Raw genomic sequence first — 7,006 nt, 5'->3', positions numbered from 1 at the left:
CCGAAGGGCATCGATCCGGCAGCCGTCAATGCGCTGATCTTTGCCTCGATCCAGCATCTTGTGCTGTCGGCGGCCGCCGGCGGTCAGTGCGCGGGTCTGGTTTTGAAGAACGGCAAGGACTGGGAGAAGGCGGCCACCGCGTTGAAACGGCTGGTGCGCGGCGTCTACGGCTGAACAATCCACAGCCTCCGCCCGGCCATTAACCTTAACAATTGGTTTACGTTGCGTGACGCTGGTTAACTCGCCAGTGTGGCCCACATTAGAAATGTAACAATTGTGGACCCGAGTTCAGTGATGGGAACCAGAGCAGCCAGAACCGCGTTGCTTGTCGCGGCGATGATGTTTTTCGCCGTGCTGGCGCTGGATATCGCCGTGCCCACGCTCGTACTCTGCATCATGGCATCGTCGGTCTGGCTCGTTTCCCTTGATATGCCGGTCCTACACAAGCACGAAGGAGAGGCCGCATGAAGTGGTTTCTGATCTTCTGGGCCGGTCCGATCGTCTTCCTGGCGGGATGGTACTGGCTTTCTTATTACGATCTGAACTTCGGCATCTTCATGCTGACGCGGCAGGTCCATGACCTGACCTTCCAGATTTACGGCAAGGCGCTCGGCCTGCCGCCGCAGGAAATCCCGCCGCTCGTCGCCCGCGCGATTGCCGTCGACAGCCTCGTCGTCTTCGCCATCATGGGCTTCCGCAAGCGCCGCCAGATCGCCACCTGGTGGAAGGCGCGTCACGCTTCCGTGCCGTCGGCAGATCTCGCCAGCAAGGAAAGCCTGTCGAGCGCTCCCTGAAGGATGAAGCTTGCCGCAGCCGAATCGATCCGTTCGGCGCGTTTTGCCCGCGAAACATCCATTTCCAGCAGGGCACGTTCGGCAGCCACCGTCGATAGCCGCTCATCCCAATAAATGAAGGGAATGGCGGTCTTTTGCTCCATGTTGCGCACGAAAGCCCGCGTCGCCTGCACGCGCGGTCCTGCGGATCCATCCATATTCATCGGCAGGCCGATGACGAAGGCCGCGACCTTCTCCTTTGCTGCGAAGCTCAGCAGCGTCTCGGCGTCGTTGGTAAATTTCTCACGCTTGAGGACCGGGCGCGGCGTCGCAAAGCGGCGTCCGAGATCGGACATGGCAAGACCGATCGTCTTGGTGCCGAGATCGAGGCCGGCGATTGCCTGTCCAGGACCGAGCGTTCCGGCCAGTTCCTCGATCGTAAGCACCGTCATTGCCGTGTCATCCTCTCAAAAGAAATTGAAGTTCCCACCGCTTTTCTTTGYGGCCATATCGGCTATGTCCTTAGAGCAATTCCAGAAAAAGTGCGAAACGGTTTTCCGACCGGAATTGCTTTAGACCGTTCTGGCCCGGAAATCGCTTTTGCATCATGTAATAAAGGAGACTTTTCATGAAGATCACCTGGCTCGGCCATTCTGCTTTCCGGATAGAGACGAAAGCCGCCAAAATCCTGATCGATCCCTTCCTGACCTATAATTCGTCCTTCGTCGGCCAGGATATCAAGGAAGTGACCAGCGGCACCACCCATATCCTGCTGACCCACGGCCATGGCGACCATGTCGGCGATACCGTGGAGATCGCCAAGGAAACCGGCGCCGTCGTTCTCGCCAATGCCGATCTTGCCTCCTGGCTCGGAACCAAGGGGGTCGATAAACTCGAAATGGGCAATACCGGCGGCACCGTCCCGCTCGGCAGCTTCACCGCTACCTTCACCAATGCGCTGCATTCTTCCGCACAGACCACTGAAGACGGCGTTTCCCATTCGCTCGGTAGCGCGAACGGCCTCATGCTGCATTTCGACGACGAGCCAAGCCTCTTCCACATGGGCGACACGGATATCTTCTCCGACATGGCGCTGATCAACGAGCTGCATCAGCCGGATATCGGCATCGTGCCGATCGGCGACCGTTTCACCATGGGTGGTGCGGTGGCGGCTCTCGCCTGCCAGCGCTACTTCAATTTCAAGACAGCCATTCCCTGCCACTACGGCACCTTTCCGATCATCGACCAGACGCCGGAAAAATTCATTGCTGGTATGGAAGCGTCGAAGACGCAAGTGAAGGCGCCGAAGCCTGGCGAAAGCCTGTCGCTCTGATGCACAAGCCCCCAAATCCTGGTGGGTTTGGGGCCAGGAATTCTGCATTGCCGAAAAGGCAAACCCGTTGCACAGGACGGACATGGTCTTTATAGCGATAGGAAAATTCCTATCCGGAGAATGCCATGTCCGTCGATCTCGCCACCGTTAAGCGCGTTGCGCGCCTTGCCCGTATTGCCGTCTCGGAAGAAGAGGCAAATCGCATGGTCGGCGAATTGAATGGTATCCTCGGCTTCGTCGAGCAGCTTTCCGAAGTGAATGTCGAGGGCGTCGAGGCCATGACCTCGGTGACGCCGATGGACATGAAGAAGCGCACCGATGTCGTCAATGACGGCAATAAGGCCGCCGATATCGTTGCCAATGCGCCGATCACCGACCACAATTTCTTCCTGGTGCCGAAAGTCGTCGAATAAGGCCTTGGCCGCCTCTTTCCGACCCTGTTGCCATTTCCAGATCTGAAGCGAAAACACGATGAGCGAACTCACCAGCCTGACCATTGCCGAAGCCCGCCAGAAGCTGCGCGCCAAGGAAATCACCGCGACCGAACTGACCGAGGCCTATATCTCGGCGATCGATGCGGCCAATGGCCAGCTCAATGCCTATATCAAGGTCACGCCGGATCTCGCCCGTGTTATGGCGAAGAATTCCGACGAGCGCATCGCCTCCGGCAAGGCCGGCGATCTCGAAGGCATTCCGCTAGGCATCAAGGACCTCTTCGCTACCGTCGGCGTGCACACGCAGGCCTGCAGCCATATTCTCGATGGTTTCGAGCCGCGTTATGAATCGACCGTAACCCAGAACCTCTGGGATGACGGCGCCGTCATGCTGGGCAAGCTCAATATGGACGAATTCGCGATGGGCTCTTCCAATGAGACTTCGCATTATGGCGCAGTCATCAATCCCTGGCGCGCCGCAGGCTCCAACCAGCAACTCGTTCCGGGCGGCTCGTCTGGCGGTTCGGCTTCAGCCGTTGCCGCGCATCTCTGCGCTGGTGCTACCGCAACCGACACCGGCGGCTCGATCCGCCAGCCTGCAGCCTTCACCGGCACGGTTGGCATCAAGCCGACCTACGGTCGCTGCTCGCGTTGGGGCACGGTTGCCTTTGCCTCTTCGCTCGATCAGGCCGGCCCGATCGCCCGCGACGTCCGCGATGCTGCGATCCTGCTGAAGTCGATGGCAAGCGTCGATGCCAAGGACACCACTTCCGTCGACCTGCCGGTGCCGGACTACGAAGCCGCCATCGGCCAGTCGCTGAAGGGCATGAAGATCGGCATTCCGAACGAATATCGCGTCGATGGCATGCCCGACGAGATCGAAGCCATCTGGCAGCAGGGCATCGCCTGGCTGAAGGATGCAGGTGCGCAGATCGTCAACATCTCGCTGCCCCATACCAAATACGCCCTGCCGGCCTATTACATCGTGGCACCCGCTGAAGCCTCTTCGAACCTCGCCCGTTATGATGGCGTACGCTACGGCCTGCGCGTCGACGGCAAGGATATCGTCGATATGTACGAAAAGACGCGCGCTGCCGGCTTCGGCCAGGAGGTCAAGCGCCGCATCATGATCGGCACCTATGTGCTGTCGGCCGGCTACTACGATGCCTACTACCTGCGAGCTCAGAAGGTCCGCACGCTCATCAAGCGCGACTTCGAACTGGCCTTCGATGCCGGCGTCGACGCCATCCTGACGCCGGCCACCCCGTCGTCCGCCTTCGGCGTTGCAGACGAGAACCTCGCCGCCGATCCGGTCAAGATGTACCTGAACGACATCTTCACGGTGACGGTCAACATGGCCGGCTTGCCGGGCATCGCCGTTCCCGCCGGCCTCGACCACAAAGGCCTGCCGCTCGGCCTGCAGCTCATCGGCAAGGCCTTCGACGAGGAAACCCTCTTCAAAACCGCCCATGTCATCGAGCAGGCCGCCGGCAAGTTCACGCCAGCCAAGTGGTGGTAACGGACCTCACGATCCGAAAAATCAAAGACGCCGACCTTCAAACGGTCGGCGTTGTCGGTTTTGCCGCATGGGCAGCAAGCGATCCCTACGAAGACAGTTACCGCGATTCGGACATTATCGAGCGCGTGCGGCAGGAATTCGCGACCTTCGCCAATACGACGGCAGCCGAAATCGTTGTTGCCGAGTTGAATGGCGAAATCGTCGGCTGGGGCGCACGCGAAAATGCCCCGAACTATATTTCCGATCTGTGGGTGCATCCCGCTCATCAGGGCAAAGGCATCGGTAAGGCTCTTCTGCTCCACCTCTGCGAATTGATGAAAAGCGAAGGTTTGGACACGGCGCGGCTCGATACACACGCCAAAAACAACGGCGCGATCCGGCTTTACAAACGCTGCGGCTTCGCCATCATCTGGCACGGGATCGAGTTTTCCAAGAGCATGGGTGTTCCGCTCGAAAAGGTGCATTTGCAGAAGCAGCTGGCTCAAGATTAGCCCCGAGAGCCTGTTGCATTTGCGCAACGCACAGTCGATCGCAACTTAGCGTTTCATTTTTCCCATTGCCATAACACCACGAAATACCCTAAACACCGCCTCCCGGTCGTCAGCCGGTGTGGACGTCAACGGATGGAGTTCAAAACCTCCTCCCGTGCAGTCGGCTTTGCCGCGCTGTATACGGATGCCGCATCGGAGGTCGGAAGCGGATATAGCTCAGAGGAAGAGCGCCGGATTATCATCCGGAGGTCGCGGGTTCGAGTCCCATTCCGCACCATTGGATGGCTCAGTAGGTAGAGCGTCAGGCTTGTAACCTGAATGTCGAAGGTTCGAATCCTTCTCCAAGCGCTGGTTCGCGGCACCAGAGAAGCTGAAATTGACGGTTCGGGGACCGGAATGTCGAGGAGCGGAAAGAGGCCGAAAGGTCTCGGCCCATTCCAGAACCAGGGGCGCAAGCCAGAGTGACAGTGACGATCAAGCCGCAAGCCGGTCTGCCGAGGAGCGCGTTCCAAGGCCCGTCTGTTTGCCGCAACATCCTCTCCTGTTCTTCCGCAAACGCAGCCTGTCACCGGTTCCCGGATCAATACCGGGTGTGAATGCCTGAACTGAATGATTGAAACACAAACACAAGGAAAATTCGGTCGATGACTTAGCGAACCGAAGGAGTAACGAACATGATAGAACTTCTCTCGATGATTTTGGGACGCAGGCGCGTCCTTGTGAAGGAAAACGAACGTGTGATCGCCCTGAACAAGGGCCAGATTATCGGTGTATTCGGATCGGGTCTGCATTGGCTGCCGAACACACGCAATAGTCTGGAGATTGTCCGTCACGACCTGAACAACCCGGTATTCGTTTCGGCCTATGAGAAGGCTCTGTTCGACAAGCTCCCCGATGTCGCCAAGCAGAATCTGACCGTTTTCCGTACCGCTGCCTTCGAGGTGGCGGTAATCGAACGGGATGGCGCGATCTTCGCAGTGATGCTGCCGAACCAGAAGCTGGCAGTCTGGAAGGACGCTGGACCCTGGACAGAAAAGAGGATCGGTGTTTCTGAAAAACTGACGGTCGATCCAGAGCTCAGGCGCCGCATTCTGCAGGCCCGAAAGGTTGAGGCAGTGAGCGTGCATCTGGTCAATGAAGGGCAGGTCGGCCTGCTTTTCGTCGACGGTGTGCAGTCCGGAATGCTTTCCGCAGGCGTTCACGCTTTCTGGAATGTCGGCAAGGCTTTCCAGGTGAAGGTGATCGATCTGAAGTGGCAGACGCTCGATGTTGCTGGCCAGGAACTCCTGACCCGTGACCGCGTGACGATCCGTATTAACATCTCTGCCGAATACCGTGTCGTAGACCCGGTCAAGGCGGTGACTGTGGTGAAGGACTTTTCGGATGCGCTCTACCGCGCGCTTCAGTTCGTCTTCCGCCGCACGCTTGGCAGCCTGACACTGGATCAGATTCTCGAGCGTAAGGTGACGATCAATGCGGAGGCCGCCGAGAAGGTCCGCGAGGACATGGCGACGATTGGGATCGAGGTCTCCGGCATCGAACTCAAGGATGTGATCCTGCCGGGCGAGATGCGCGAGATCCTCAACCAGGTCGTTGCTGCTGAGAAGCAGGCCGAAGCGAACGTCATTCGCCGCCGTGAGGAAACGAACGCCACGCGTTCGCTCCTCAACACGGCGAAGGTCATGGCCGAAAACCCGGTCATGCTGCGCCTGAAGGAGCTTGAGGCTCTTGAAACCATTGCCGGCAAGGTTGGTCACCTGACCATCCACAACGGCACGGGCGGATTGATGAACGACATCATCAATCTCCGTGATTGAAGAAAGGCAGGCGCCGTCTCGGATTTCGAGGCGGCGCCTGTTATAGAGGGAGGTCTTTGCGAGGAGGGCCTCATGCCGAAACAGGATCTTGCGCGGTTGATCGGGGCCTTTGATCGCCTCGCCGCCAGTGGCTTTAAATTGGGCGCAGAGTGGGAGGCGGTTCACGAAATCTGCCAGAACCACGAGGGTGAACAGGTTTTCGACTGGGGCCATGCCCTTTGCCACCGCGTCGAAGGCGACGATTGGAACGCCGGTTATTGGTATCGCCGCGCCGGCAAGACGATTGGAGCAGGCACGATTGCCGAAGAATGGGCGGCGATGCGCCCGGAGCTTTCTGAAAAGCTCTGAAACGTTCCTGGCCGCACGACGACGGCGCCGCGCGGCCAGGCTTTGTCAGACCTATCTGTTATCGAGCTGCGATCTGACGAGCTTCAGTCCTCTTTCGGTGATCCGGTAGGGCTGGCCGGCGGAAGATTTGATTGCCTTCAGCCGTTTCAGCTTGCGGAAAAGCTCCATGCCGAAGCCGGGATAGACCCAGCCGTCGCGGGTGAAGCAACTTACCGTTTCGATCTTTTTATTGTCGTCTCGGGTGATTTCGATACGGCCGCCCTGGGCCATAAGGTGCAGGATGCGCTGTTC

10 protein-coding genes and 1 pseudogene are annotated in these 7,006 nt (G+C 58.6%); 9 read left to right on the top strand and 2 right to left on the bottom strand.

Annotated features, from left to right (window positions below; translation table 11 throughout):
• The 3 genes and pseudogenes from AC1DTN_RS36895 to AC1DTN_RS36885 form a co-directional block, all read left to right on the top strand.
• Window positions 1-174 (top strand): annotated as a pseudogene (locus AC1DTN_RS36895) (TetR/AcrR family transcriptional regulator); the annotation flags it as partial.
• 120 nt (window positions 175-294) lie between these two features.
• Complete coding sequence (locus AC1DTN_RS36890) at window positions 295-468, top strand: hypothetical protein (RefSeq protein ID WP_439014846.1); 174 nt, start codon at window positions 295-297, stop codon at window positions 466-468.
• Window positions 465-794 carry a DUF6105 family protein gene (locus AC1DTN_RS36885; protein WP_439014847.1) on the top strand — a complete coding sequence of 110 codons (330 nt, stop codon included), beginning with the start codon at window positions 465-467 and terminating at the stop codon, window positions 792-794. The genes AC1DTN_RS36890 and AC1DTN_RS36885 overlap by 4 nt, the downstream gene beginning before the upstream one ends.
• Here the strand turns inward: AC1DTN_RS36885 and ruvX are convergent.
• Window positions 734-1,225 (bottom strand): Holliday junction resolvase RuvX, encoded by a 492-nt coding sequence (ruvX, locus tag AC1DTN_RS36880; RefSeq protein ID WP_439014848.1) that lies wholly within the window; start codon window positions 1,223-1,225, stop codon window positions 734-736. The genes AC1DTN_RS36885 and ruvX overlap by 61 nt on opposite strands.
• A gap of 176 nt (window positions 1,226-1,401) precedes the next feature.
• On the opposite strand from ruvX, the gene AC1DTN_RS36875 reads away from it, so the two are divergent.
• From AC1DTN_RS36875 to AC1DTN_RS36850, 6 genes are all read left to right on the top strand, one after another.
• Window positions 1,402-2,106: a metal-dependent hydrolase gene (locus tag AC1DTN_RS36875; RefSeq protein WP_439014849.1), complete on the top strand. Its 705-nt coding sequence runs from the start codon at window positions 1,402-1,404 to the stop codon at window positions 2,104-2,106.
• A gap of 125 nt (window positions 2,107-2,231) precedes the next feature.
• On the top strand, window positions 2,232-2,519 hold the full coding sequence (gene gatC / locus AC1DTN_RS36870; protein WP_310383213.1) for an Asp-tRNA(Asn)/Glu-tRNA(Gln) amidotransferase subunit GatC: 288 nt from the start codon (window positions 2,232-2,234) through the stop codon (window positions 2,517-2,519).
• Between the two features lie 58 nt (window positions 2,520-2,577).
• Window positions 2,578-4,059: an Asp-tRNA(Asn)/Glu-tRNA(Gln) amidotransferase subunit GatA gene (gene gatA, locus AC1DTN_RS36865; protein ID WP_439014850.1), complete on the top strand. Its 1,482-nt coding sequence runs from the start codon at window positions 2,578-2,580 to the stop codon at window positions 4,057-4,059.
• Window positions 4,050-4,550, top strand: coding sequence for a GNAT family N-acetyltransferase (locus tag AC1DTN_RS36860; RefSeq protein WP_439014851.1), 501 nt, complete (start codon window positions 4,050-4,052; stop codon window positions 4,548-4,550). The genes gatA and AC1DTN_RS36860 overlap by 10 nt, the downstream gene beginning before the upstream one ends.
• Window positions 4,551-5,227: 677 nt before the next feature.
• Entirely contained in the window at window positions 5,228-6,367 is a 1,140-nt protein-coding gene (locus tag AC1DTN_RS36855) for a slipin family protein (RefSeq protein WP_477925029.1), read from the top strand.
• Window positions 6,368-6,439: 72 nt separating this feature from the next.
• Entirely contained in the window at window positions 6,440-6,715 is a 276-nt protein-coding gene (locus AC1DTN_RS36850) for a hypothetical protein (protein ID WP_007825228.1), read from the top strand.
• Window positions 6,716-6,766: 51 nt separating this feature from the next.
• Here AC1DTN_RS36850 and AC1DTN_RS36845 read toward each other — a convergent pair.
• Window positions 6,767-7,006, bottom strand: a 240-nt coding sequence (locus AC1DTN_RS36845) for a YjhX family toxin (RefSeq protein ID WP_477925024.1), incomplete at its 5' end; no start/stop codon positions are given.

It is taken from the genome of Rhizobium sp. 01T444, from assembly GCF_056398305.1.
The sequence above is the reverse complement of the archived record's forward strand: the minus strand, read 5'-3'. Positions and strand labels throughout refer to the sequence as shown.